At 61.3% G+C, this 24,074-nt stretch carries 17 protein-coding genes; 5 read left to right on the top strand and 12 right to left on the bottom strand.

Annotation, left to right across the window (positions count from 1 at the left end; all coding sequences use genetic code 11):
* Positions 1-126: 126 nt before the first annotated feature.
* Entirely contained in the window at positions 127-564 is a 438-nt protein-coding gene (locus tag E5X88_RS08295) for a CBS domain-containing protein (protein ID WP_292160177.1), read from the bottom strand.
* A 407-nt stretch (positions 565-971) separates the two neighbouring features.
* On the opposite strand from E5X88_RS08295, the gene E5X88_RS08290 reads away from it, so the two are divergent.
* Positions 972-1,382, top strand: coding sequence for a DUF427 domain-containing protein (locus E5X88_RS08290; RefSeq protein ID WP_292160175.1), 411 nt, complete (start codon positions 972-974; stop codon positions 1,380-1,382).
* A 53-nt stretch (positions 1,383-1,435) separates the two neighbouring features.
* Here E5X88_RS08290 and E5X88_RS08285 read toward each other — a convergent pair whose 3' ends face one another.
* Both E5X88_RS08285 and E5X88_RS08280 read right to left on the bottom strand, forming a co-directional pair.
* Complete coding sequence (locus E5X88_RS08285) at positions 1,436-1,852, bottom strand: HD domain-containing protein (protein WP_292160174.1); 417 nt, start codon at positions 1,850-1,852, stop codon at positions 1,436-1,438.
* A 77-nt stretch (positions 1,853-1,929) separates the two neighbouring features.
* Positions 1,930-2,901, bottom strand: coding sequence for an SDR family oxidoreductase (locus E5X88_RS08280; RefSeq protein ID WP_292160172.1), 972 nt, complete (start codon positions 2,899-2,901; stop codon positions 1,930-1,932).
* 394 nt (positions 2,902-3,295) lie between these two features.
* On the opposite strand from E5X88_RS08280, the gene E5X88_RS08275 reads away from it, so the two are divergent.
* Positions 3,296-4,828, top strand: a complete 1,533-nt coding sequence (locus E5X88_RS08275) for an FAD-dependent oxidoreductase (RefSeq protein ID WP_292160169.1) — start codon at positions 3,296-3,298, stop codon at positions 4,826-4,828.
* A 47-nt stretch (positions 4,829-4,875) separates the two neighbouring features.
* On the opposite strand, the gene E5X88_RS08270 is transcribed toward E5X88_RS08275, so the two are convergent.
* Positions 4,876-5,919, bottom strand: coding sequence for an EscU/YscU/HrcU family type III secretion system export apparatus switch protein (locus E5X88_RS08270; protein WP_292160168.1), 1,044 nt, complete (start codon positions 5,917-5,919; stop codon positions 4,876-4,878).
* An 83-nt stretch (positions 5,920-6,002) separates the two neighbouring features.
* Here E5X88_RS08270 and E5X88_RS08265 point away from each other — a divergent pair, with 83 nt between their 5' ends.
* On the top strand, positions 6,003-6,803 hold the full coding sequence (locus E5X88_RS08265; RefSeq protein WP_292160166.1) for a tetratricopeptide repeat protein: 801 nt from the start codon (positions 6,003-6,005) through the stop codon (positions 6,801-6,803).
* Between the two features lie 72 nt (positions 6,804-6,875).
* On the opposite strand, the gene E5X88_RS08260 is transcribed toward E5X88_RS08265, so the two are convergent.
* From E5X88_RS08260 to E5X88_RS08230, 7 genes are all read right to left on the bottom strand, one after another.
* Positions 6,876-7,334, bottom strand: coding sequence for a hypothetical protein (locus E5X88_RS08260; RefSeq protein WP_292160164.1), 459 nt, complete (start codon positions 7,332-7,334; stop codon positions 6,876-6,878).
* 13 nt (positions 7,335-7,347) lie between these two features.
* Complete coding sequence (locus tag E5X88_RS08255) at positions 7,348-8,697, bottom strand: type II and III secretion system protein family protein (RefSeq protein ID WP_292160162.1); 1,350 nt, start codon at positions 8,695-8,697, stop codon at positions 7,348-7,350.
* A 39-nt stretch (positions 8,698-8,736) separates the two neighbouring features.
* Positions 8,737-10,890 (bottom strand): type III secretion system export apparatus subunit SctV, encoded by a 2,154-nt coding sequence (gene sctV, locus E5X88_RS08250; RefSeq protein ID WP_292160160.1) that lies wholly within the window; start codon positions 10,888-10,890, stop codon positions 8,737-8,739.
* Positions 10,891-10,892: 2 nt separating this feature from the next.
* Complete coding sequence (locus E5X88_RS08245) at positions 10,893-11,156, bottom strand: hypothetical protein (protein WP_292160158.1); 264 nt, start codon at positions 11,154-11,156, stop codon at positions 10,893-10,895.
* 65 nt (positions 11,157-11,221) lie between these two features.
* A complete protein-coding gene (locus E5X88_RS08240) occupies positions 11,222-11,662 on the bottom strand; it encodes a hypothetical protein (protein WP_292160156.1) in 441 nt (146 codons plus the stop codon).
* Positions 11,659-12,663, bottom strand: a complete 1,005-nt coding sequence (locus tag E5X88_RS08235; RefSeq protein ID WP_292160155.1) for an EscD/YscD/HrpQ family type III secretion system periplasmic domain-containing protein — start codon at positions 12,661-12,663, stop codon at positions 11,659-11,661. The genes E5X88_RS08240 and E5X88_RS08235 overlap by 4 nt, the downstream gene beginning before the upstream one ends.
* Positions 12,664-12,777: 114 nt before the next feature.
* Complete coding sequence (locus E5X88_RS08230; protein WP_164897755.1) at positions 12,778-12,954, bottom strand: hypothetical protein; 177 nt, start codon at positions 12,952-12,954, stop codon at positions 12,778-12,780.
* A 20-nt stretch (positions 12,955-12,974) separates the two neighbouring features.
* On the opposite strand from E5X88_RS08230, the gene E5X88_RS08225 reads away from it, so the two are divergent.
* Positions 12,975-14,024, top strand: coding sequence for a MurR/RpiR family transcriptional regulator (locus tag E5X88_RS08225; RefSeq protein ID WP_292160151.1), 1,050 nt, complete (start codon positions 12,975-12,977; stop codon positions 14,022-14,024).
* Positions 14,025-14,109: 85 nt separating this feature from the next.
* Positions 14,110-23,097, top strand: a complete 8,988-nt coding sequence (locus E5X88_RS08220) for a DUF4781 domain-containing protein (RefSeq protein ID WP_292160149.1) — start codon at positions 14,110-14,112, stop codon at positions 23,095-23,097.
* Here E5X88_RS08220 and E5X88_RS08215 read toward each other — a convergent pair.
* Positions 23,082-24,053 carry a LysR family transcriptional regulator gene (locus E5X88_RS08215; protein ID WP_292160542.1) on the bottom strand — a complete coding sequence of 324 codons (972 nt, stop codon included), beginning with the start codon at positions 24,051-24,053 and terminating at the stop codon, positions 23,082-23,084. The genes E5X88_RS08220 and E5X88_RS08215 overlap by 16 nt on opposite strands.
* Positions 24,054-24,074: the final 21 nt, after the last annotated feature.

Genomic DNA, 24,074 nt, shown 5'->3' with positions numbered 1-24,074 from the left:
CTGAGGGCCACCCCGGCCGCGAGATAACGTTTGGACATGGTTGACGAGCTTGTCCTGCGGAGCGTCAGCGTCGGCCGACGCTCCGCAGGACAATCATGTTGACCCGGCGTTAACGCGTCACGTCAGTCAGTGAGCGGTTTGCGAATGTTCGCCTCCCGGCATCGAGATGCCGCTTAAGGCCTCTCCCGCTTCTGCCGCTTCGCCATTCGTCGCGAGATCACCAAGGGAGATGATGCCGACAAGCCTCTTGTCGCGGTTCAGAACCGGTAGCCGACGCACCCGCAGGTCGCCCATGTTCTCAAGCACATGCTCGACGTCTTCGTCTTCGAAGCAGTATTTGACCTCCGGGCTCATGACATCACGCACCTTGGTGTCAGGTCCCTTACCCGATGCTACGCCGCGGATCGCGATATCACGATCGGTGATCATCCCGACCAGCCGATCGTTGTCACCCACTGGCATCACCCCGGCGTCGAGCCTGCCCATCATCTGCGCTACCTCGCCAATGGACTGTTCGGGGTTCGCGATCTCGACATTCCTCGTCATGCAGTTACCGACTTTCATGGCAATCTCCCTTCACGTTCGAAGCCCACCGCCGTTTTGGTGTCGATGACCTGGGGAACGAACTCTTCGGCGGTAATGTTCCCTTGAATCTGGATTGGATAGCCCGCAGCAGATGTTTCAACCTGCGGCTGGGGAGGGTTGGGAAGCCTGGGTCGCGGGAATCTTGCGGAATGTCTTTGACGCGAAGTCGAACCACCCAACCAAAGCGCCCACCGCTACAGCTGCCGCGGCAGCAACATTTTCCGTCGCGGCAGACGCACAGAGGCAGCCATCGCTGCCAAGATCTCGGTTTGACGGAACTCGGGTAATCATCGATGCATTTGTCGAACGCCAATGACTAGCCAAACTGGAACCTCGATGGGCGATATGACGTTTCAGAAAGACAGCGCAGTCAACGGAGAAGTCGAATGCAGCCCTTAGCCGCAAATTCCGCCCACCGCCGCAGCGCGCTTACGATCACCCCGTTCAATGGAACCGTGACGGTCAGGTTCTCCGACGCGATCATTGCCTCAACCGATCGGGCAAAAGTACTTCACGAAGAAGGACATGATCCTGTTTTCTATATCCCTTTCGAGGATATCTATTTCGACCTTCTCGAGAAGACGAACACCACAAAGCGCGCCCCGTTGAAGGGCACGGCGAGCTATTGGCGGGTTCATGCGGTCGGCGGATCGGCGAACGACTTCATGTGGGCCTACGAGACGCCCGACACCCCTGCATTGGCCATCGCCCGCCATGGCGCCTTCGATCCCGACAAGGCGCGGATCGATGCCGATCCTGCCGAGGATAAGCGACATACGCCTCACATCCCCGAGTAGAGCGGCGCTTGAAATTTCCACATCCGGTCACGCCGCAGCCGGCAATCTTTCCGTCAGCCGGCGAATTCTTCGTCGAGGATCCGCAGGCCGTCTTCATATTTCGATGTCGATGTGCCGACCTGCCGTGCCTGCCACAGATTGTCAGCGAGATCCGCGCGCTTGACCGGCAGCGCCAATGGATTGGCTGCTGCTCTGCGCACGAAAGCGAGCTCGTCCTCGTCTGGCCTGCGTGTCATGGCCTCGACGGCCGACACGATTGATGTTCCGAAACCGGCCGCCTCGAGTCGATCGCGGTCCCAACCGTCTCCCTTCTCAGGAACGTCGTGAAGGTAGGCAACGGCCTTCTGGTCGAGCGTTTCGACGGCATCAACGACCCGGCGGCAATGTTCGATGTAGGGCCGTCCGGTCTTATCCGTCTGCCCGGCATGAGCCTGTTCGGCGATTTTTGCCGCGCGGTAAAACATGCTCATCGTATCGATCCTTGCGTTGCCCCAGACGAGGTCCTTGATTTCGAGCCAGTCGTCCGGGCGAGCGGGTATTTCCGCCGTCAATAGCCTCCGATAATCGGCAATATCTCGCCGGTGATGTAACTCGAGCAGTGCGGCGACGCGAGGAACACATAGGCGGGCGCGATCTCCTCCGGTTGCGCCGGTCGCTTCATCGGCGTGTCTGCGCCAAATTTCGAAACGTCACTGGCTTCCTTGTCCGACGGGTTGAGCGGCGTCCACACCGGACCCGGCGCCACGGCGTTCACCCTTATGCCCTTGCTGATCAGGTTACCCGAAAGCGCGCGCGTAAAGGCATGAATGCCGCCCTTGGTCATCGAATAATCGACAAGTTGCTTTGAACCCTCGATACCAGTTACAGAGCCGCTGTTGATGATCGCCGAACCGGGCTTCATATGCGGCACGGCCTCCTGCGCCATGTGGAAATAGCCGTAGAGGTTGGTCTTCAGCGTGGTGTCGAAATGCTCTTCGGTCAGATCGCCAAATTCGCTGGAATGGATCTGGAAAGCGGCGTTGTTGACCAGCACGTCGATCCGGCCGAATTCCTTCACCACCTCGGCCACCGCATTGTGGCAGTGGTCGCGCTCGCTGACGTCGGCCTTGATCAGCATGCAGCGCCGGCCTTCGGCTTCCACTGCCGCCTTTGTCTTTTTGGCATCCTTGTCCTCAGCCAGATAGACGATCGCCACGTCCGCGCCTTCGCGCGCGTAGAGCACGGCCACCGCTCGGCCTATGCCTGAATCGCCCCCGGTAATCAGCGCCACTTTGCCGTCGAGCTTCCTCGACCCGATATAGAACGGCGCATCGTAAAGAGGCGCCGGCTCAATCGCCCATTCGTGCCCCGGCTTCGGCTGGTGCTGTTTGGGAAAGGGCGGCTCGGGATATTTGCGTGCTCCAGCCTGCATGGCGCCTTGCTGCTTGCCGCTGGATTTCGATTTGTCCTTGGCATCGATGCGACGCTGTATATGGCGCTGCTTCGCAGCTTCGCCGGCGATCTCGGATTTCATTTGCATAGCTGTCTCCTTGGTTTGCGAATGAACAACGCATGTGCAGCGAAAAGGTTGATGCGATGGCGTCATCCTTCAGTCCGGCGACGCGCTCGAGAAACGGCCGTTGCAGCCGCGGCAACGAGTGATGAACGCCAGCTGGTTCTCGCCAAAGCGCCGATGAGAATCGCCCTTCCAATTGCCAGCGCCGAATGTTGTTCCTGATCGCAGGGAACCCAAAATCGACGGCGCGTACTGCCCAACTGGCAACGAATGACGCAGCCGGGCGTTTGGGCACAAGCGGTGTCGAGAACCTGAAGTCGTGCTAGCAGAAGGTATTCCGAGGCTGGTAAGCTGAAGATTTCCCGCGTCTCGGCCGTACAGGTAATTTTGACACAGGATCGCGCCAAGGGAGAGGAAAATGGCTGAAGGTCATTCCAAATTAGACGGGCCGGATCTGGCCCAGGGCATCGCGTTCGCCGATCTTCCCGAGGGCGGAAAACTGGTCGGCCATTGCGGCGATGAACAGGTGCTGCTGGTGCGCCGCGGGGCCGAGGTCTTCGCCATCGGGGCGACGTGCACACATTATGGCGGGCCGCTCGCCGACGGTCTTGTGGTGGAAGACACCGTGCGGTGTCCCTGGCATCACGCGTGCTTCGATTTGCGTACAGGCGAGGCCTTGCGCGCCCCTGCTTTTAATTCACTCGCTTGCTGGTCGGTGGAACAACGCGATGATCGGATATTCGTGGGAGAAAAGCGCAAACGGACGGCACCGAAGCGGCGCAATGGAAGCTCAGGCCAGGTCCCGGAGAAAATCGTCATTGTCGGTGGCGGCGCGGCCGGTTTCGCGGCGGCCGAAACACTGCGGCGCGAACACTATCAAGGCAGCATCGTCATGCTCAGCAACGACAAAGCGCCGCCCGTTGATCGGCCCAATCTTTCCAAGGACTACCTCGCCGGCAAAGCACCGGAGGATTGGATTCCGCTGCGCGGAGAAAGCTTCTACTCAAAGAACGATATCGACCTGCGCCTCAATGCTAACGTCGCCAGCATCGACGCACGTTCTGGCGAAGTTGTACTCGCGGACGGGCCCCGGATTCCTTACGACAGGCTACTCCTTGCGACTGGAGCCGAACCGGTTCGCCTGACCATACCCGGCGCCGACCAACCACACGTTCACACGCTGCGCTCGTTCGCAGATTGCAAGGCGATCATCGAGCGAGCCACGACCGCACGCCGCGCCATCGTGCTTGGCGCCAGTTTCATTGGTCTGGAAGTTGCCGCGGCCCTGCGCTCGCGCGATATCGAAGTTGATGTCGTGGCGCCGGAAAAACGACCCATGGAGCGGATCCTGGGACCGCAAATGGGCGATTTCATCCGCGCCCTCCACGAGGAGAATGGTGTCGTTTTCCATCTTGAGGACACCGCGCGCAGCATCGACGGCAAGAAGGTGAAACTCAGCAGCGGCGATACGTTGGCGGCGGATTTCGTCGTCGCTGGCATCGGCGTGCGACCGCGGACGGGGCTTGCCGAAACGGCGGGGCTCATCCTTGACCGCGGTGTCGTCGTGAACGCCTTTTTGGAGACGAGCGCACCAGGGATCTTCGCGGCCGGCGACATTGCGCGGTGGCCCGATCCTCACAGTGGCGAGAACATTCGGGTCGAGCATTGGGTGGTTGCGGAGAGGCAGGGGCGAACCGCGGCCCTCAACATGCTCGGCCATCGCGAGAAATTCGTCGCGGTGCCGTTCTTCTGGAGCCAGCATTACGATGTTCCCATCAACTACGTCGGCTATGCCGCGCAATGGGACGAGATCGCGGTCGATGGAGACATTGCCGCCAAGGATTGCCTACTCCGCTTCAAGCGCGAAGGGCGCACAGTGGCTGCCGCTTCGATTTTCCGCGATATCGAAAGCCTGGAGGCCGAGGTGGAAATAGAGCGCCAGATCACCTAGCGAAGGATGCTGTTGAAAAGCTTGAACTGCCGGGTGATCGGTTTGCATCATGTCAACCCGAGCCGAACCAGGTGGCCGGTCACGGGTGAGAAGTGTTGCTCATCGATATAGCCGCCGGTGCGCGTAGTCTCGAACAGAGAGCCTGCGAGCGAGGGATCCTCGACGATCGGTATTGCAAGGCGCTTGGATTCGACGACCATCTCATCGGCGATGCGACCCTGCCCCTTGGCAACGACCACCGGTACCTGCGTTTCTCCCTTGACGTAGCGCAGCGCCACCAGCCGGTCGCGTTCGACGATGACCAGGATTGCATTCTTCAAGCCGAGCTTCACCGGATTTGACACTGTCTCGCGCCGCTGGCGCTGGAATTCCTGCCTGATCAGCGGATCCCCCTCAAGGTCCTTGTACTCGCGCTTGTATTCGGTCTTGGTCATGCGCATGTCGCGCAGGAAAAGCCACCGCTGGATAGGCATGTCGATGATGCCGATGGCGACAAATGCAAGGGCGCCAGCAATTCCGAGCGGGGTGAGCACCGCCATGATCATGAGTTCAATACAGGAGTCACCGCATGCTGGAGTGTCGAAAAGCGGCTGCAGCCAGGCCACGAGGATGATCACGAACAGGCTGGCCAGCATGACAACCTTTGCCAGGCTCTTGATGAACTCAATGACGTTGCGCAATGACGCGATTTTCTTGAGGCCCTTTGCCGGGCTGATGTTGTCGAACTGTGGCTTGAGCGGTTCGAAGGAAAAAACCGGCCCGTAGGTGGCGATCACGCCGAACACCAGCGTGAGTACGACAATGATGCCGACCAGTGGCCCCATGACGACGAACAGCGCCACGATCGCATAGCGGCCCGCCCTCACGCTGGTTTCCTTGAACGAACCGTTTGCCGACCCGGCCACGATCTGCACAAGCTGGTCCAGGTATTCCCACATCGTCGGCCAGACGAAGAACAGGTATGCGAGGGCGGCAAAGAGCGTGAAGCCCGAAATGAGGTCGCGGCTTTGCGGAACCTGACCTTTCCGCCGCGCTTCGCGCAGTTTCTTGTCCGAGGCGGGTAAGCCTTTTTCCTCAGCTTCTTCGCTCATATCACGACCTTAGAGCGCATCAGGTTCTTGTGTGAGATGTTGCCGTGTGTAAGGTCGTCGCGGGCTTGAACGGAGAGGTGGATATGCGACTGCGTATCGTGTTCATGGCTGTCGTTACGACGGTGGCGTTGTCCTCCTGTCAGACAGCCAAGACTGAAAAGGATGCCGAAGCCCAGAGCGCATCGACCCAATCCGATCGGTTGCTCAAGCTGGCTGCCGACATTGAAGCGCGCGGCGAAAGCGGCACGGCGATCGCGCTTTATCAACGCGCGACGGCCATGCCTGATGCGAAGCCTGTCGCCTTCGTCAAGGCGGGCGAAGCCTATATGCGCGCCGGCTATCCGGCCGAAGCCCAGAAGGCATACCGCGGGGCTCTCGCCAAGGCACCCGATGACGGACCGGCATTGCTTGGGCTCGGTTCGGCAATGATCGATTCGGGGGATGTCGAGGCAGGCATCCGCGCCCTTGCGCAAGCCGCGCCGATCGTCAACACCAGCCGTGCCTACAACCGGCTTGGCGTCGCCCAGATTTTCGCCGGACAGGTTGAGGAGGCGCAGGCCACCCTGGCGCATGCCCTCACGCTGGAGCCTGGCGACCTCGATATCCAGACCAATATGGCGCTTGCCGCTGCCTTGGAGGGCAATTCCGCGACGGCGCTGCCCCTCGTTCAGCGTGTGGCTTCGGCGCCGGGCGCGCAACTGCACCACAAACGCAACGTTGTGGTCGTCTACGGCCTGCTCGGGCAGGCCGAGCAGGTGAGAGCAGCTCCCCCTACCGGTCTGACGACGAAAGAAGTCAACACATTGCTCGCCAACGCCAAATCGATCCGAGGCAAGGCTACCATCAAGGCGAGGGCAAAGGCACTCGGTTCGATATCGGCCTAGCTCTGCGCAGGCGCCGCCACGCTCGTATCTCGGCACTACCACCGGCGCGCCCGCGCAGCGCCGGCCCATGGGTCAATTGCCCTCCTGAAGCGGCGCTTGTACAGCCGCCCCACCGTCATTGGCGCCACCGATGGGGATGTCTTCTCCATAAATGTACCGCCGGGCCGCCCTGGCAGTGGGAGCCCCGGCCGCCGCGCCCATGCGCCGCCCTTCGGCCAGATCACGCTGGCTTTCGGCCATGCGCTGAAGATTATAGGCATTGGCGCAACCTGCCGGCAGATGCGGCCCGACATCCGATACGATCGTCAAGTCCGTCGCTGCGGGAGAGGGGGAGACATCAGCCGGATCGTCGAGGCAGGCATCGGGTGCGAGCACTGCGACATCCGCGCCCTTTTGCGAGCCCGCATTGGTCGAGACATAGCTGTAGCCGGATGAATAGTCCTTAGGCGGTGGTTTGCCGTTGACGCAGCCCATGAGCGCGGCAAACGGAAAGACGAGCATTGCTGTGCGGAAAACAGAAAAGTTGGTCATGGTCGGTCTCCCGCTACTTCACGATCAGGCCCATCGCGGACGGGTCCTTGGTGCGTCTGCGTTTGGCCGGTCGATCGATCGGCGTCGCCAGACTGTGATCGCTGACCGGCTCCACCAGAAAAGGCGTGATCAGGATAACCAATTCGGTCTCTTCTCGCTGAAAACGCTGGGACTGGAACAGGGCGCCCAACACCGGAACGTCTCCCAGCACGGGAAATTTTTCCAGGTTGCGTGTGAAATTCTGCTGAAACAACCCGGCAATCGCGAATGTCTGGCCACTGGCGACTTCCACGAAGGTGTCGGCCTTGCGCACCACGAAACTCGGCAGGTTGAAGCCGTTGGCGCTGACGGCGGCAGCATTGGTCGAGATCGAACTGACCTCGGGACGAACATGAAGGCCGATGCGGTTGCGGCCGATGAGCGTCGGCGTGAAGGTCAGCGAGACACCGAAGGATTTGTATTCGACGGTTACGGTGTCCTCACTTTGAGGCACCGGAACGGGGATTTCACCGCCGGCGAGGAAGCTCGCGGTCTGGCCTGTGACAGCAGTCAGGTTTGGCTCGGCTAGTATCTTGACGATGCCATTGCGCTGCAGCGCTTCGACCAGCACATCAAAATTGAAGCCGGTTGCCTGTTCTATGCCTGCGCCGAAATTTCCGCCGTCGGCTGACGGCACGGCGTTGTCTTGGAACATGCTGAACTCGAAGCCGCTGGACTTGTAACCGACCGACCAGTCGACGCCGTAGGACTGCAACTCGCTGCGCGAGACTTCCGCGAACCGGACGCGGATGTTGACCTGCTGGGACCCCTGGATCGTGGTGTCGTTGATCGGCGGCGCCTCCGGCGGAGAATAGGTGCGGGCAACGTTGTCAACATCGACGGCCTCCTCGACGCTGCGCGTCTGTCCGGTCGCCACAATACGATTGCCGAAGATCATGAGTTCCGTAGAGGAGGTTGGCTGTAATGCCTGTCTCGCCTGGTTCGCCGGTGCCGACTCAGCGGAAACGCGGAATTGCGCGGTCGCTTCGATGCGCTGATCGGCGGTGATTGCGATCAGGTTGGTAAGCCCGGGCTTCAGGCCGAATACGTAGATCACATCCGGCGAAACCACCTGTAGATCCGCAATGGTGGTGTCGGCGATCAAAACCGATTCCACTGGTTCGTTAAAACGCAGGATGCGCCCCTGGCCGACAGGCAGGTCGATCATCGGTTGGCTCGGCAACGGCGTCACCTCCTGCGCCGACACCCCCGTTACTATGCAAAAAAGCGCTACGAAATACCAAAACGCCGCGATAGCCAGCGAGCGGCATTCAATCGGCCCAAAAGGCGGCCGAATACCCGCAGCCATATCGTGGATTCTCATTCTGTCCCTCTCTTGAGCATGCATCGCCCTCTGGCTCGGTCATGGAATCGCCCCGCTCTCTGCGCTCCCTGTTGGGAGTGAGTGTGAGGTTTGCCGGCCGTTCTGAAGCGACCCGCCGGTTATGGTGGCGAGTGGCTGTACGTTGAATTCGGACGACAGCTCCTGATAGGAAAGCACCGGAAGCTCCAGGCCGTGATGCACGAGCAGGCTGCGCATGTGGCGGCGCACGTCCGCGGCGGTCAGTACCGCCGGCAGAACCCCGGCCGACGTCTGCGCGAGTGCACGCTCGATCTGCGTTACCAGCGCTTGCGTATCGTCGCCGGAGAAATCGAGGAAAGTGCCGGTGGGCGATGACTGCACCGCCGCCCTCACGACGTCCTCGGCCGACCGCTGCAGCACATAAGCTGCGATAATGTTGTTGCGGTCGGCTGATCGAAAACTGATCTGCCGCTTTAGCGCTGAGCGCACATGTTCAGTCAGCAGCACGACATCCTGCTCGCGCCGGCCCCATTCGATGAGGGCTTCCAGGATGAGCCTCAAGTTACGGATCGGCACATTTTCTGCGACCAGTCGCCGCAAGACTTCGGCGATCTTCTGCAACGGTACCGCGTCTTGCGCTTCCTTCACCAGGTCCGCGTAGTCCTGTTCCATGTCGGAAAGCAGCCGGCGAGTTTCCTGTATGCCGACGAAATGACCGGCATAGAGTCGAAGTGCGTAAGACGCCCATTTGGCAGACGTTTCAGCGGGCGGCAGGAAGCTGAGACCGCCTTCCTTCAAGATCGCTGTCTTCGCCTCGTCGACCCAGATCGTGTTGGGACGGTCGGCCACCGGCGGGCCTGCCTCGTAGGCGACGCCGATAAGGTCAAGATGCGCTTCGTCCTCCTCGACCAGTACGCGGCCGGCAGGAATCTCGGCTTCCAGGACGGGGGCGCCTTCCAGGTCGATGCGGAGGCGCTGCGGCGTCAGGGTTTCGTCGATGTGGAAGCCAATTGCCGGCACATCGACACCGAGATCCCGAAAGAGATCGCGACGAACGCGATTTGCATGCGCGCTGAAGTCGGATTCGGTGATCGCGTTGCCGAGACCGTGGCCAAAGCGCGCAATGATCCGGAATGACGATTGCAACGTCTCGATGTCGCCGCCGGAACTGGCATCGGAAAGCATGTGCTCTTGCGGGGCCGCGGCCGGTAGGCCTGCTTCCAGGGCATCGGGTTTCGGGCTTTGCCGGCGGATGAGATATGCACCACCACCGAAAGCGGCGGCGAGCGCCAGGAAGGCGATCGACGGAAAGCCGGGCACCAGGGCGAGCCCGAGCATGATCACGGCGGCGAGTGCGAGCGCGCGCGAGTCGCGCAGCAACTGGCCGGTGATCTGGCGACCAAGGTCGCCCTGGTTGTCGGCTCCGGCGACGCGCGTGACCATCGTGCCGGCCGCCACTGCCACGAGCAGTGCCGGGATCTGGGCAACCAGGCCATCGCCAACGGTCAGCAGAGAATAGGTGGATGCAGCATCGCCGAGCGACATGCCATGCTGGAGCGTGCCAACCGCAAAACCGCCGATAAGATTGACCAGGATGATGACGATGCCGGCGATGACGTCGCCCTTGACGAATTTCATGGCACCGTCCATGGCGCCGAACAGCTGACTCTCGCGCTCGAGCTTCTGGCGCAGCCGGCGGGCTTCGGCCTGGTCGATGTCGCCGTTGCGCAGTTCCGCGTCGATGCTCATCTGCTTACCGGGCATGGAGTCGAGCATGAACCGCGCCGCAACCTCGGCGACACGCTCGGCGCCTTTTGCCACGACGATGAACTGGGCCACGGTGATGATGAGGAATATCACCAGGCCGACCGCTATGCTGCCGCCGACGACGAAGGTTCCGAAGGCTGTGATGATGTCGCCCGCATCGGCCTGAAGCAGGATCAGTCGCGTCGTGGTGATGGTGATCGCCAGCCGGAACAGGGTTGCAATCAAAATGACGGAGGGCAGCGAGGAAAATTCCAGTGGCTGCACGACATAGAATGAGACCAACAGGATCAGCACGCTGAGCGCGATGTTGGCCGTGATCAGCGTGTCGACCACGAAGGTCGGCAGCGGTATGATCATCATCACGATCGCGACGAGTATCAGGATGGCGATGACGAGATCGCCGCGCCGCGACAGTTTGGCCAGCAATTGCGTCATCCGATCCAACACGGCTAGTTGCCCTCCCGCCGCGAAAGATATGTCCGGAACATGGCGCGTGCCTCCGCCGTGCGGCCCGCTGCCAGCAGCGCGCGGCTCTTCAGCAGAGCAAGCGTGGGATGTTCCATGCCTTCCAAAGTCTCCAATCTAGCGATCGTGGCGAGCGCCTTGTCTGCCTCGCCGTCGAGTATCAGCAGGTGAGCGAGCGTGCGCAGCACTCCGGGGTTTCCGGGCGAGAGCTGGGCGGCGATGAGAAGATAGGCTGCCCCCCGTTTCACCTGCCCATGACACCCGTAGAGATAGCCCAGGACGTGCAAGAGCTGGACCGTGTCGTGCGGGTCGGTCAGGTCTCGTTTCCTCCCTGCAACTGGCCAAGCAGATCCCGATGGCGGCCGATCTCGTCCCGCATCAGGGTTCGCGCCAAATCCTTGAGCTGTTCGCCTCCATCGAGATTGGGCACCAGGTGGGTAATGCAATGTTGGAGGATCGAGACCGACCGTCGCAGGATCACCGGGTCGGAAATACGCGGCATGACAAAATCGATGAGGGCATCTTCCAGGGATGTGCCCGCGGCATCCTGAGACGCCTGAGAATCAGTTGCCTCTGGTCTATCGGACTGTTTGGCTGCACCCGCTTGATTGGTCCGGCTGGTGGTTTTGCCGATGCCATTCAGCCGCCGCCGATTGATGGGTTGGCTGCGAAGGCCTTCGGCATGCTGCGCACCGCGCCCAGATGTATCCAGTCTGGCCGAATCGAGCCGGGGCCCTTCCAGGCGACGGCTCACTGGTATTTCAGCGCGACCCTGGCGCCACCTTTTGTCAGCAGAAGTTGTTTTTCGCCGATGCTTTCGATGATCCAGCCGTCATCGGTAAAGGCGCCTTCATGGTAGCGCGCGCCTTCTGACGTGATGATATAGGGCCGCTCGCCATACCAGATCGCCTGCATGGTCAGACGCGGGGCACGCGTGTCGGCATTGCCGGTGGTGACGTCCGAGGCGAGCAGCAGATGCTCTCCATAGGTCCGATCGAACCACGACTGGACGTCGGTCCAGGCCTGGAGCTGCGGCGCGGGAATGGTGCCTGAAACCGTCAGGCGGCCGGCGGACTGTTCGATGGCGAGCCCATCGATGCCTGCCTGTTCCAACTGGAACTCGAGTTGCCTGCCGGCAGCGTCGGCGGTTGCCGGCGGCGTCGGCCCGCTATCGGCATGCGAGGCGTCGGTGAGCGCATATTGCTGGATGCCGTCGGCGAACGCCACTTTCGTCAAACCCGCATCCGAACGGGCTATTTCGGGGCCGGCCACGGACAGACTGTTGGCCGCCACGACGGCGGTGGATGCAACCGCGAGCAAACCCGCGACGACCAGCCAGGACCGCCTCGATAACCGTGACGGAACTTCGGCTTGGGTGGGGCCGGTGAGCTTCAGCCGCGCTTCCCCAAACGATGCTTCAAAGGGCAATTTGCAGCGACGCCCATGTCCGATGGGCACGACATCGCCGTTTGCCAGTACGACATCTCCTCCGACAGCTTCGACCTCGACAAGGCCGGCCTTCCGGCGAAGGCGGGCATGTTCGGCAGCGATTCCCGAATCCCTCAGAACTATGCCGGACCCGACGCTCGAGCCGATCGTGTAAAGGAGTTTATCCAATTCCACCTTGGCGCCGCTATGCAGTCCGCCGACGATCTCCAGGATGGCTGGTTGCATTGCCGGCTGCCTGTCGGTGCGTTCGGCAAAAAGCTGCGGCAATGCGGCGTTCCACCGTCCGAGAGTCGATTTTGCGGTCATGCCGATTGCCCTTCCATCCACCCATTTGACACGGGGCTGGTGTGCGAACGTTTCTCAATGCCGGACAAAGCATGTGCGCCGCCCAGGTTCAGGCGGCGCACATGAATAACGCTATTACGAACTCGCTCGGGCAATTCCTTCCGCCATGCGGTTCATCGCTGCCTGCTTGGATTCCTGCATTGCCGATTCGAACTTCAGGCCAAGCATTCTGATATCGTGAGCCTTTTGCTTCTCGAGCAACTGCTCCGGTGTCAGCTGAGTGTTGTTGTTGATACCGGGTACGTCTCCCATCTCGCTCGTCCTTCATCTGGTTGAACTTCGAAGACCCAAAAGATGCCGGAGGCACTCAAGGTGCTTCACGGCTACAATCTATGTCAGCGCGATCCGAAATGGAAGTCCATTTGGAATGGAATTGGATTCGAAGTTCCATATGTTGCGTTTATTGCGTTCCAAGAGTAAAATCGGCGAGGGGTGAACGGGTGAGGGTTATGGAAAAAGGTCCTTTGACGGAACAATTGGTGGAACGATTTGAGGCAATGCCGCCGCAGCTGCAGATAGCTGCCCGGTTTGTGCTGGATCATCCGCAGGATGTGGCGCTGATGTCGATGCGCGAACAGGCGCATCAGGCCGGCGTTTCGCACACGACGATGATGAGACTGGCGCGGTGGCTTGGCCTCGACCGCTACGAAGACATGCGCAGTCTTTATGCGAAGGCAATGCGCGCGCCGGGCTTTTCCGCTGGCGGATCAACTGGCCTGGATCGCAGAGGGGAGGGCGATGGCGGCCATGCCACAGCCGGCGTTGTTGCCGATACGCTCGCAGCACAAATCGCAAGCCTTGGCGAATACGGCACCGCCATGCAGCTGATCGCCGCGGCCGAGGTTCTTGCCGGCTGCCGCAGCCTTTTCAGTCTGGGCTTCCGTTCGGAGCATTCTGTTGCGCACCATTTCTCTTACACGATGTCGCAACTCGGCAAGCGGGCGGTGCTGCTCGATGCGGCCGGAGGGCTTGGCATCGATCTCCTGCGCGGAGCCGGTCCGGCCGACGCGGTGCTTGCCGTGAGCGTGGCGCCCTATTGCCGGATGACCATCGAGACGGCGCGGCAAGCCACCAAGCAGGGCGTGGCGGTCGTCGCCATTACCGATAGCAGCGTTTCGCCGCTCGCCCGTATGGCCAAAGAAAGCGTGCTGGTGACCAGCGGTTCGCAATCCTTTTTCAGAAGCATGGCACCGGCCCTGGCTGCGGCGGAAATACTTGCCGCGCTGATTGCGGCCAAGTTCGGCGCAAGTACCGATCAGAAAGCCAAGGACGTCGAGCGCGAACTTGAGGCGCTTGATGTTTTTTGGATGCCGCCTCGATAGCCGTCCGACGGATTTGTCGGGCGCGGGGGCGTGACGGCAGTCTGACTGCTGGAACAGGATTTGACGTGTTTCCGGAGATTGTTCGATGGTCCGCCCGATTACCCTGAAGCCTTCAAATCCACCAAATCCGCCCCAGAAAGTCGCGTCGAAAACGAATGCCGATCGGACATCGAGGCTTCAAAATGAGGCGGCCAAGCTGCAGGAGCAGATCAGGCTTGCCAACAAGATGGGTGAGCGAGACTGGGCGGCGCAGGCCCGTCAAAGGCTTTCGCAAGTCAATTCCGAGCTGAGTTCTCTGCAGACCCCGCCGATCACGACGACCGCCGCGCCCGCTGGGCCCCGTGTCAACGGCACCACGGGCAGTCTGTTCGGCAATGGTACGACGACGCCGGCGCTTTTCACGACGCCGGTCACCTTTAACGCCACCAACGGCACGCAGCTGGTGACGTTGGACGGCGCCACCGGTCAGAACCCGCAAACCACGGCCAACGGCATCGTCAAGGACATCACGGATGGCAAAAGCATCGACAACATCGCTGCCGACCGGGGGATGACGCGTGATGACGTGCTCGCCGCGCTGAAAGCTGGCGGCATGACGGTATCGACAACCGACCCGACCAGCGACAATGGCGATGTGCGGACCACGCGGATAACCGACGGCAGCGGCAAAACCGTCACCGAGTACTACGATCTTCAGCATGGCAACTATCATGCGCAGGTGACCGGCCCGGGCGGCACGGAGACGACCACGCCGCTTCGCGACGGACTCGGCCGCAAGCAAACAAACAGCTACAACCCCGACACCGGCGCCATCACCACGCGATACGAGGACGATCTCGGCAGCGGCACCGTCACGACACGGACTTCCCGGCCGAATGGCGCGACGGTCGAAACGACGGCGCCGGGGGCCGGCCCTGCATTGCCGGTGACCGTGGTGACCTCTCCCGATGGTCGCAAAACGACGCTGGCCGCCAAGCAAGACCCCGGCGGAGACAGCACGAAGGCAATCAAGGATGGGCTTGCCGCGGGCAAGAGCCTCGAACAGATTGCCACGGAACAAGGGCTGACCCGGGAGCAGGTGGTTGCCGAGTTGGAGGCGAGCGGCCTGCAGGTCAAGTCGACCGACCCGAAAAGCGACAACGGAGACATCCAGACCGTCGAGACCGTCGATCCGCACACCGGCGACAAGGTCACATATCGGAACGACTATCAGCATGACGTGCAGACCGTCGTGACTGTTGTCGACGGCAAGGAAACCAGTCACTCCGTGGACGGCTTTGGCGGTACCCGCCATAGCGTCAAGAACATCAAGACCGGTGAGAGCACGACGACTATCGTCGATCCGAAGGCGAATACCGAGGTCAAGATCGTCGTCGACAAGGAGGGCCGCACAACCACCACGACGACGGAAAAGCTCAACAATGGCACCCGCGAGACCGTCAAGGTCACGTTTAATGGCTATACGCTGACGACGCACCCCGACGGCAACATGACGCTGCATGACGACAAGCTGGGTACGGACCTGAAGCTCAAGGCCGGCAGTCGCAACGCGGCGCTGGCCGAGACGCTGATGTCGGTCAACCCCAATAGCAGCGATCCGGCGCGCGCCAGGGAAGGCCAGGTCGTCAAGACATTCGTGGAGGGTGTGTTCGCTGGCGAGGCGTTGCCGGGCCTTTTGGCGGCCGCCAAGCAGAAGGGTGTCGACAAGCAGCAGCTCATCGACAAATACGGGCTGGGCGTGGTCGCATCGCCGACGCGCGATGAAAACAACAAGGTCATCGACCCGTTCGGCAATCCGCCGCAGGGCAACGCGCCATCGGGCGGCAAGTGGATTCCGATAAAGGTCGACGGTGTCTATCGCTGGGTTGACCCGGAGGTCGGCAAGGCGATCATCGCTGAAAACACGGCGTTGTCGCGGGTCACCGAGGCGCAAGCGCGGGCCACTCAAAAGCAGGCGCAGACCGACGTCTATCTGCTCGACCCGGCCTATAAGGACGCGGTTGGGGGAGCCCGGACCGTCATCAACAAGGCACTCGCTCCGCACGATCTGATCTGGGTCCCGGAAAAGCCGAAAGGCACTCTGGCCGAGGCCAATGCCCGGCTCACCAAGGCGAACACACTTCTGGAGAATGCGACGAATGCGCGGATCGAATATGAGAGCGCCGAAAGCGGTCTCGCCGACGCGATCGCCAAGAATGCGCAGCTGAAGCCTCTGAGCGATCCCAACGCACCTGCCGCCTATCCAGCCGACGGTCCGCGTGTCGATCGCCATGCCGAATATGCCCAAGGGCTTGCCGACCATGCCAGCGTGAAATCACTCTTCGCCGATATCGGTCTGCATATGAGCAAGGGTGATAAATTCACGGTCGACTATATGGTCGGCCAGGCAGAGTTTCTCGGGGTTTCGCCGGATTCCGAAGAATTCAAGAAACTCAAAGCTATGCAGGAGGCGGCTGACAGCCAGGTTGAACTCGCCGAAGCCTATCAGACGTTCTATAGCGCGCATGCGAATGCCGCCGATATAAACGCGCAGGCAACAAGCCTCGAGAACCAGCTTCTCGTTGAATACAACAAGAAAAACCAGCATCTGTTCGAGCCGGACAAGAAACACAGCACCTATGGTGGTGACTATCTCGGCAAGTTCGTACGGCAGGAGATAAAATACCACGAAGACGGCCAGATTTCGGTTATCAATCATTTCGAGGAAGGCACCACCGAACAGAAACTCACCGTCAACCTCAGCGACAAGAACACGACTGAGGAATACCGCGACAGGGCTCTCAACCGGCAATGGCAGGAACTTCTTGGCTGCGGCTCGGATGGGCTTCAGGGCGCGAGGATGGCCGAAGCCCAGGCCGGCAAAGACCTCAATACGGTTTTTTCCGATCAACTCGGCAACGGTCTGGAGGATCTGACGGCGCAGCTCAAAACGCTTCAAGCCGACTACGACAAGGCACTCACCGATTTCGGGCCAGGTAGCGTGGCCCCTCCGAAAGGGACTTTGCCCGAAGGCGTCGAGCCGGTCGAGATCACCATTGGCGGACAAACGATCAAGGTGGCGCCGGATGTTGCAGCCGAGGTCGAGAAGAACGGCATCGATGCGCTGACGCAAGCCGGCAAGGCGGTCTGGATCGATCTCGATCCGGGCGATTCCAGCCAGGGCCGTTGGGTCGATCCCAGGCTGGCGGTCGCCAGGATCAAGCTCGTCGACACCCGAAACCAGTTCGACAATACTGAGGATCTGCGTCGGCAGGTCGACGGATTCGTCAGCTGGCACGATCTGCGCACCCGCGAGCCGGGCCTGCTCTACGATCGCAACAACTATTCGGACAAGGCCTATCTCGACAGGCACCAGCAGGAAACGCTGGACGGCCTCTTTCAGCCCCAGTTCCAGAGCCTGCTGGAGAACGGCTTCGACAACCAGTTCCGCCCGCTGGACGCCGATGCGCTCGACCGGGACGTCACGACCGCGCTCCATCTCGACACTTCGACGGAACAGGACCGCGACATCCTGGCCGATGTCACCGATGAGATCCGCGAGATCGGCGGCGACAACGCACAGGTCCGCAAGGTTCGCCTCTACTACGTGAGCGATGGCGCGCCGACGGAAGAGGTGACCCTGTTCGCCGTCAAGAATGGCGACGGCGTTCGCTATGTCGACCGCACCGGCAGGGCGTTCGACAATCTCGGGGATTTCCAGGACAACAACATACAGTTCAGCGAGCACGGCAAGCTGGTCGCGCCGAAAGGCCTGGAGATGAAGGCGGGCGATGACGGCAACGTGGCGCTCGAGGTCGTCAAGGCGCGCAATGTGTCGGTCATGGACCGGGTCGTGGACCCGGTGATCGGCATCGGCACCGGACTGGCGACACTTGCTTCGTTCACACCGCTTGCGCCGGTGGCGGCACCCCTGGCCTACGGCGGCGCCGCCTACCTGGGAACGCGGGCGGTGATACGGCAAGTCAACCATTTGAACCATGGCGGTGAATGGGACGACACCGAGTCCGTGATGAACGTGGCGAGCGTGGTCACGACCGTCCTGCCGACAGCGTCCAGCGCTTTCCGTACATTCGGTATGGCAAGAACGACCTCGATGACGTGGACGCAAGCCTTCCGCGGCAGCATCGGCGCGACGAAGGCCAATTCCACCCTCGCGCAGCAGACCCAGACCTACATGCAATCCACCGCCGCCCTCAACAAGGCGGCCTGGGGCATGGATGTCGGCGCCATGATCGTCGGTGCGCCGTTGCTGGTCGCATCGGGGTACGACCTGGCCGCCAACGGTGACCAGATGACGGGCCTCGAACTGGCCAACGCGATCACCGGTCTTGGAACCGGCATCGCCGGCACCGGCCTCGGCATCCGAGGCCTACGCCACCTGCGGCCGGGTTCCGGCGGCCAAACCCCCGCCAGCCCCAATGCGGCGGTGCCGCCGAATGCGGCAATCCCGCATGCGCCGAACCAACCACCATCGCCGCCCTTGGCCGGCGGTCCAAAGGGAGCAAATCCGCCGGCAGCGCCGATCGTGGTCAATGCGGCTGGTCCCAACGTGCCTGTCGGACGGCAAGGCGGCCAACAACCCATTGTTGTGCCAACCGCCTTGGGCGGCAATAGCGGCCTTCGCCTGGTCTGGGATCCGGCGACAAAAACGTTCTCCGGCACGCCGGAGCGCAATCCAGGAGAGTATACCTACACGAGCGGCAAGGACCCCAGGACACGTTCGGCCTATCTCGACGGCCTGACGCCCGAACAGTTGTTGGCCAGATATCAGCGCGAATCCGGGTATTATTCCGCCCGTGAAATGGCCGAGCGCTATGGTCCGGACGGTTTGCAACTGCCGGCGAAATCGCTGAAGGACGGATTGCCCGACTTCCGGGTCGGCGTCACCTTCCGGGTACGGCTGAATACCGGCCAGTTTGCCGGCATCGGTTCGCCGACCATCTCTGCGGTCGGGTTCGGCATCGGCACAAAAACTGATTTTGGTGTCATCGGATGGTCGATCCTCGACAGTTTTAGCCAGAAAAGCATGGCGCCTCTGAAAGACGCGCTCAGCACGCAGGGGGTTGTGTCGTTCCGGGCGAGGGAATACCTCAACATCACCGGCCTGCAGGCCGGCGTCTGGCCGGTCTCCAATCAGACGGCATTCCCGGTCCGCGCCAAGGATCTGGCAAAGGTAGCCCAGGAAGCGCTGTTCACCGACAAGGCTGGTTACGACGCGCGAGTGCGCGATGTCCGCGTGGCCGGAAAGACGCCCGACGAGGATGGCGCCGCCACCGTGATCGAGCTGGGCTATACCCCTTCGCTGAAAGGTGAAGAGGTGTCGCTTGCTCCCGGCGAGCATGATTTCTTCGGCGTCCCCGCTGAAAGCAACGGCGGTCATGTGCGCCTGCAAGGCACGCTGCCCTTCGACCGGGTTATGACTGAATTCAAGGCGGGCCTGCGCCTGCCGGTGCTTGCCAATCATATCGATACGGTCGATCAGCTGCCAAGGGCGGGTTTTGAGAAGCGCCCGGAATCGCCGGTGAAAGACACGCTTAAGGCCGGCGATGTCGTGTCAAAGCAGGCGTTCGACCAGATCGAAGCCGCTTTGGGTTCGACCACTTTGCATGTGCGGTTCACGGTCAAGGATCCGGCCAAGGCGGCCGACCTCGTCGCCGCGTTGAAAATGGGCGATGTCGACGCAATACGCGCCCTTGTCGCGGCTGGTGAGATCGATCCCGCGAAAACTGTTTCGTTTGTCGAGAATCCGATTACAAGCGGGTTTCGCCTTTCGGCAGTGCCCGGCAAGACACCCTCAAAGGATATCAATCTTTTGACGGGCGAGACGGTTCGCATGGGCAATCCCGATGCGATGCTGATCGACGTGATCTTCAACGACAACAACAGGCTGCCGGGCGTGCTCGGCTTCAATCCCGACAAGATGACCACGTCGGCCAGCTACAAGGTAAAGGGCAAGGTTCAGTCCTGGCTTCCGGAGGGGATGCAGCCCAACCGGCCGCCCCAATCCAGATCCATGCCGACGGACGGCAACATCTACCAGGGCCTCTACGGTTCCTACGGCACGCCGGCCACGCGCTATACGGCCTCGCTTTCCACGCCTCCCTTGCCATCCGGCCCCTTTGCCTACAGCGCCGAGGTGAGGGTGCAGTTCAAGTCCAGCGCTCCAAAGGCGCCTTCCTCGATCGCGAAGGGCAAGAATGCCGTCCTGACATTCGACGGAGTGGACGGCAAGCCGGTGGAGATCACCGTTCCCGCCTGGCTTGCGCATGCCCTTGGCGAAACGCCTGCGGGGGCGGCGACGGTTGTGCCGAAGGGCGGCAAGGCTTCACTCGACAAATTCCTGGGCGACCTGGAAAAGCAGGCGCGACCTGACCAGGCGAGGGCGATCGCGCAATTCCGAAAGGATTTCGGCGATGTCATTGCCGACGGCAAATTCCTGCGCTCGGATGCGGCTGATGCCGTGGTGACCTTCCTTTCCCTGCAGGTGGGCCGCCGTGGCAGCGGACCGATCCGCATCAGGGACGAGAACGGCGAGTGGATAACGGCGACCCGGCTTGGGTCGGTACCGCGCAATGCAGATAGCGTCTACGTACCGCCGGCAGGGGGACCGCCTGCGCGCGGCGATGAACCGAACCTGACGCACAAGTCGCACAAGCTGGTGCGCGATCCCGATACCGGCGAGGCCTTTGTTTTGCCGTGGATACGGGGCGCTTCGGATGAGCACGTGCCAGGCAGTTTGCCGAAATCCGCGAGCCAACATGGGCCCGACCCCGCAGCAAGCCCAAAGCCGGCGCCAGACGCCAAGGCTCTGAAGCAGATGTCCGGCGAAGACATGGCGACGCTGGCGGAGGCTCAACTGCAAGGAATGGCGCCAGCGCTCTTCGGCCGGCTCAGTGTTGAGCAGGTCGGCGGGTTCACGCCCGAACAGATCGGCTGGCTTTCGGCACAGCAACTGGCGGCGATGAAGCCGAAGCAATTGCGGGCATTGACCCCCGTACAGCTGCAGGCGATCAAACCGGAATTGCTGAATGCCATTCCGGCGGGGCGCATTACGCAGTTCAGCCTCAAGCAGGTTGCAGCGCTTTCACCCGAACAGCTCGCCGCTTTGACGGTCGCCCAGACCAAGAAGCTGACCCCGGCGCAACTCGCCGGGCTGTCGTCCGAACAGTTTAACGCGTTCACTGCCGAACAGTTCAAGGCCCTGAGACCGGCACAGATCGCGGGGCTCAAGCCTGAACAGATCGGCTCGTTGAAGAAAGAACATCTGGAGGCGTTTTCACCAGAACAGTTCGCGGCGCTCACAACCAAACAACTGGCGGCATTGTCCGGGGAACAATTCGCCTTGTTCAAGCCGGAGCTGATCGGCAGCTTGAGCACGGAACAGTTGTCCATACTCACCGCGGACCAGTTCAATTCGCTTACGAAGGAGCAACTTGGCGCTATCAAGCCTGGTCGGCTGGGCAAGGTCAGTACTGACCAACTCGCCGCTTTCAAGCCGGAGACAATCGCGGCATTGTCGCCGGAGACAATCGCGGCATTGTCGCCGGAGACAATCGCCAGCCTGACACCGCAGCAGATCGCGGCGCTGACCGGCAGCCAGCTCGGTGCGCTGACGGTTCAGCAGGTTGGACGGCTGACATCCAGGCAGATCGCGGCGCTGACGCCCGACCAGCTTCGGTCGATGAGCCCAGGCCAGTTACGCAAATTTGCGCCCGATCAGTTGCTGGGAATGACCAGCGAACAGTTGGGTGCCCTGTCGCTCCTTCAACTGACCACGTTCCGGGCCACGCACAAAAAACAGCTGACAGCCGAGCAGGCGGCCGAACTCAAGCAATTGATAAAGACCGCGCGCAAGCAGGAGCTCAAGCAGGTGCTGCTTACGTTTGGCGTTATGGCGGGCGTGTCAACCGCAATGTGGACCACACTGCCGCGTGGTTGGGCCTTGACCATCGGCGGCGTCGCTTTCTCCGTGCGCGGTACGGTGTTCACACTGCAATCGTTCTTCCCGAATGCGACCGGAATGAACACGCGTTTCGGGCGCACGCTCAACACGATTGGAGGACTGACTTTCTCCGCGGCAGCGCCGGGCGCGTTGCTGCCTTCGATGGAAGGCACCAATCTCGGCGTGAACGGCACGTATTCGGTGGGCAACCTCATCTATGGCACGAAGACCTCCCTGCAGGTCGCCACGCAGCGTCCGGTGCTCCGCAACGCTGCCGAGCACGTCGCCGGGCCAGCCTACATTGCGGGGTCGGCGGTCTATATGTGGCAGTCGATCAAGACCGGCGATCCGGTCGATATCACGGCCGGCGCCATGTTTACCTTCGGGTGTGCGGAATTCTGGGTTTCGGCGTTAAGAACCGATTTCCGGAATCGCAAACCGGTGCCGATCACCGATCAGCAAGTCGCTGCCGCTGCAAAATCCGATGCCCGTTGGGCGATGGCGGATCGTGTCACGCTCGGCGTCACATTCGGCATCGGCATGTTCCTGTTTTCATGGTCGGCGCTTCGCTCCGAGCCATGGAACAACGCTGCGCCGGCGAGCGATCCCGATGAAGACATCGATCCGGCCGACACAGTCGCGCCGCCAGTCGACGAAGTTCCAGGGAAGCCGGAACCGGAACCTGAGAAACCCGCCAAGCCGTATCCGCAACTCGTCGTGCTCGCAGACGACGGCTTGAACGTCAGGGCAGGGCCCGGACAACAGGCGGACGTGATAACCGTCCTCGAACCCGGAACGCTCGCTCAGCAGACGGGTGGACCGTCGAATGCAAACGACGGTGCCTGGCTTCCGATTGAGGGGTACGGCGTCGACGAAAAGCTCCATGACGGATGGGTCGCGGCCGAGTATGTCGAGCCACATCCGCAAGGTTCGCGCAATGCACACGGCAGAACGAATCCCGCGCTCGAGGCGCAAGGCTATCGTTGGGTCGATGCCCGGCCTGGCCAGAGCATCGGGCTGATCGCCAGGAGCAGGTCAGCAGATGTGGCGAAGACGGTCGCGTTGAACATGGACCATATTCGTCGCCCCGAGGCGATCTTCGAGGGAGACCGGATCTATCTGCCGGCGTAGTCCCGCAACAATCTGGCGAAACCGTCGGCTGGCGACTTTACGACGGCGTTGTCGTTGCGGGCTGCGTAAGCCTTTGCGGTACGCAAGGCGAGCCCGGCTGCATGTTCAGCCACCGGGTTTGTGGGTTCGGTGGGATAGGATGCGGTGAACAGCAGGTCCGAGGGATGCCAGTCGCAGTCGACGATCACCAGTTTGCCTTCGGCGACATGGTCGCCGACCAGTTCGCGTGGAAGCGAAGCGATCCCGATCCCGTCCAGTGTCATTTTGATGGAGGCAGCAAGCGAGTTTGCCGGGAACACCCGCGGAGGCTCGTCGAATTCGCTGCTGAGCTTGCGGTAGATTTCACTGTAAGGCCGTGTGGTTCGGCCATAGCTGATGATCGGGAACTGCGTCAGTTGGCAAAGCGTCAGTTTGCTCGTGTTCGCCAATTTGAGCTGCGGGGCGCAGACCCAGACCAGCGGAACCGGTGGCATTCCGACGTTTTCGATACGAAATTCCAGAACTGGGCCCATCAACACGGCGAGATCGATTCGTTGCGAGATGAGTTCGTTGCGCAAGTTCGTCGTCGCGTCGACGAGAAGATCCGTCTCGATCAAGGGAAAGTCGACCTGAAACTCTCGCAGGAAATCGGGGAGCCAAGTCTGGACGATTGTCTCCGACACGCCGAGCCGTAGCACGCCGCCTGTCCCGGCATCCGGATGCGCAGCCATCTGCAGCTTGTCGGCCATGCGAAGAACGCGTTTTGCCGCCGGCAGCAACTGGTGCCCTTTCGCGGTCAACCGGACGGCGCTGCTATGGCGCTCGAACAGCTTGACGCCGAGTGCCTCCTCCAGGCCAGCGATGCGGCTGGAGATTGCGGGCTGAGTCGTGTTCAGCCGTTCCGCGGCTTTTCGAAAGCTGCCGAGCGTCGCCACCCAAAGAAACGTTTCTAGCTGTTTGATATTGAACGGGATCATCGGCAACAATCTGTCTGATGG

The sequence above is a fragment of the Mesorhizobium sp. genome, assembly GCF_004962245.1.
Lineage (GTDB): Bacteria > Pseudomonadota > Alphaproteobacteria > Rhizobiales > Rhizobiaceae > Mesorhizobium.
Note: the sequence above shows the minus strand (reverse complement) of the source record. Positions and strands in the feature narration are given on the sequence as shown.